Origin of the sequence: Mesorhizobium sp. M1E.F.Ca.ET.063.01.1.1 (genome assembly GCF_003998155.1) — a bacterium.
Taxonomy (GTDB): domain Bacteria; phylum Pseudomonadota; class Alphaproteobacteria; order Rhizobiales; family Rhizobiaceae; genus Mesorhizobium.
In genome coordinates this window covers 1-3,128 of record NZ_RZSC01000680.1, presented here as the reverse complement: position 1 = coordinate 3,128, position 3,128 = coordinate 1, and the positions used below count along the sequence as shown (strand labels likewise).

4 protein-coding genes are annotated in these 3,128 nt (G+C 62.5%); all 4 read left to right on the top strand.

The window, feature by feature from the left end:
- Positions 1-438 (top strand): ATP-binding protein (locus EOA29_RS30465; protein WP_127222040.1); only part of this gene is annotated, 438 nt, incomplete at its 5' end.
- Positions 428-1,789 (top strand): sigma-54 dependent transcriptional regulator, encoded by a 1,362-nt coding sequence (locus EOA29_RS30460; RefSeq protein WP_126094043.1) that lies wholly within the window; start codon positions 428-430, stop codon positions 1,787-1,789. The genes EOA29_RS30465 and EOA29_RS30460, both read left to right, overlap by 11 nt.
- Positions 1,790-1,961: 172 nt before the next feature.
- Complete coding sequence (locus tag EOA29_RS30455) at positions 1,962-2,825, top strand: D-amino-acid transaminase (protein WP_126094042.1); 864 nt, start codon at positions 1,962-1,964, stop codon at positions 2,823-2,825.
- Between the two features lie 143 nt (positions 2,826-2,968).
- Positions 2,969-3,128, top strand: a 160-nt coding sequence (gene hfq, locus EOA29_RS30450) for an RNA chaperone Hfq (protein WP_127222039.1), incomplete at its 3' end; no start/stop codon positions are given.

Sequence of the window (3,128 nt, the reverse complement as noted above, 5' to 3'; positions counted from 1 at the left end):
ACGTTCGACAGCCGCCTGATGGCGCAGGCTTTCGGCAACGTCATCAAGAACGCCGCCGAGGCCATAGATGGACTTGATGCGAAAGACCGTTCCGACGGCACAATCCGGATTCAAGCCGGGCGCCAAGATAGCGCCATAAGAATCGACGTTATCGACAACGGCAAAGGGCTGCCGCGCGAGAATCGGCAGAGGCTGCTCGAGCCCTATATGACGACGCGCGAAAAAGGCACCGGCCTTGGCCTCGCTATCGTCAAGAAGATCGTGGAGGACCATGGCGGCCGGCTCGAATTGCACGACGCGCCGCCGGATTTCCACGGCGGCCGGGGCGCGATGATCTCGATCATCCTGCCGCCGGCGGCGGTCGTAGCCGCGCCGCCACGCGGCGAAGGCCGCAACGAACACGAACGAGAAACTGAAAAGGTCGGTAATGGCGTCTGACATTCTCATCGTCGATGACGAGGAAGACATCCGCGAACTAGTCGCCGGTATCCTGAGCGACGAAGGTCACGAAACCCGCACGGCACACGATGCCGACAGCGCGCTGGCAGCAATCGCAGATCGGGCGCCACGGCTGATTTTCCTCGATATCTGGCTGCAGGGCTCGCGCCTCGACGGTCTGGTGCTGCTGGACGAGATCAAGACGATGCATCCTAACATGCCGGTGGTGATGATCTCCGGTCATGGCAACATCGAAACGGCGGTGTCGGCCATCCGTCGCGGCGCCTATGATTTCATCGAGAAGCCGTTCAAGGCCGACCGCCTCATCCTGATCGCCGAACGCGCTCTGGAGACGTCCAAATTGCGGCGCGAGGTCTCCGATCTCAAGCTGCGCAGCGGCGAGACCTTCGACCTGATCGGCATGTCGTCAGCGATGAGCCAGTTGCGGCAGACCATCGAGCGCGTCGCGCCGACCAACAGCCGCGTCATGATCATCGGCCCGTCCGGCTCCGGCAAGGAACTGACGGCGCGCGCCATCCACGCGCTGTCGGCACGCAAGAACGCACCTTTCGTGACCTTGAGCGCTGCCACCATCACACCCGAGCGCATGGAGATCGAGCTGTTCGGCACCGAATCGAACGGCACCGAGCGCAAGGTAGGCGCGCTGGAGGAGGCGCATCGCGGCATCCTCTACATCGATGAAGTCGCCGACATGCCGCGCGAGACGCAGAACAAGATCCTGCGCGTGCTGGTCGAGCAGCAGTTCGAGCGGGTAGGCGGCACCAAGCGGGTCAAGGTCGACGTCCGCATCATCTCGTCCACCTCGCAGAACTTGGAGGCGATGATCGCCGACGGCCGTTTCCGCGAGGATCTCTACCACCGCCTGGCGGTGGTTCCGGTCATGGTGCCGGGGCTCGCCGAGCGGCGCGAGGATATCCCGTATCTCGTCGACAATTTCATGAAGCAGATCGCGCGCCAGGCCGGCATCAAGCCGCGCCGCATCGGCGACGACGCTTTAGCCGTTCTGCAGGCGCATAACTGGCCGGGCAACGTCCGCCAGTTGCGCAACAATGTCGAGCGGCTGATGATCCTGGCCCGCGGCGGCGACGCTGATGCGCCGATCACCGCCGACCTTCTGCCCTCCGAGATCGGCGATGTCATGCCGCGCACGCCGAACCAGTCGGACCAGCACATCATGGCGCTGCCGCTGCGCGAGGCGCGCGAGCAGTTCGAGAAGGACTATCTGGTCGCTCAGATCAACCGCTTCGGCGGCAACATCTCGAAGACGGCCGAATTCATCGGCATGGAGCGGTCCGCTCTGCACCGCAAGTTGAAGTCGCTCGGTGTCTAAAGCAATTCCAGGAAAAGTGCGCAGCGGTTTTCCGTCCGGAATTGCGATGCTCAGAGCGGGGCGGCGATCCTCTCAAACGCTGAACGGCTCCAGGATCGCTTGGTCCACCCGATTGTTCATTACGGCAGCGGCGGAATCGCCTAAGAAAGCCGAATAGCTCCGAGGGGTTTCCATGCCGCGCATTGCCTATGTCAACGGGCGCTACGTCGCCCATGCTCAAGCCCGCGTCCATATCGAGGATCGCGGCTACCAGTTCGCCGACGGCGTCTATGAGGTCTGCGAGGTGGCGCGCGGCTTTATCGTAGACATGCCGCGCCATCTTGCCCGGCTCAAGCGCTCGCTGAAGGAGCTGTCGATTGCCTGGCCGGTTTCGGAAGATGTGCTGCCGCTGCTGCTGCGCGAGGTGGTGCGCCGCAACCATGTCGTCAACGGCCTCGTCTATGTCCAAGTGACGCGCGGCGTCGCCGGCCGCGACTTCGTCTTTCCAGGGGCAGGCATCAGGCCGGCCCTCGTCATAACCGCCCGCAAGGCCGATCCTGCTGCCGCCGCCAAGCGTGTGGAGACCGGCATCAAGGTGATCACCGTGCCGGAGAATCGCTGGGATCGCGTCGATATCAAGAGCACCGGCCTTCTCCCCAATGTTCTGGCCAAGCAGAAGGCCAAGGAAGCCGGCGCCCAGGAGGCCTGGTTCGTCGACGCCGACGGCACGGTCAAGGAAGGCGGCTCGTCCAACGCCTGGATCGTCACCCGCGACGGCGTTCTGGTGACGCGGCCGGCGGAGCACGGCATCCTGCGCGGCATCACGCGCACCACGCTGTTCGATGTCGCGGCCAGGCTCGGTCTGAGGATCGAAGAACGGGGGTTTTCGGTTGCGGAAGCCAAGGCGGCGCGCGAGGCGTTCATCAGTTCCGCGACCACGATTGCCATGCCTGTGGTCGAAATCGATGGCGCGCCGGTCGCAAACGGCCACCCTGGTTCCATGACACTTTCGTTGCGGCAGGCCTTTTTTGACATTGCGGAAAAAAGTCCGGCCTGATAACCGCAAAGGTGGAATGAACCTCAACTATCTCGTTCTGCTTGTCGTTTAGGCGGCAAGAGGGGGTTTGCGCGCTTGACACGTGCCGCGTAATTTGGCGCATTGGCCCGCAAACCGAAGGGGATCGGCGAAAGACAAAAACAATGGCGGAACGATCGCAAAACCTTCAGGACCTGTTCCTGAATTCAGTTCGCAAGAGCAAAAATCCACTTACCATCTTCCTCATCAACGGCGTGAAGCTGACCGGCGTCGTCACTTCGTTCGACAATTTTTGTGTGTTGTTGCGGCGCGACGGGCATTCCC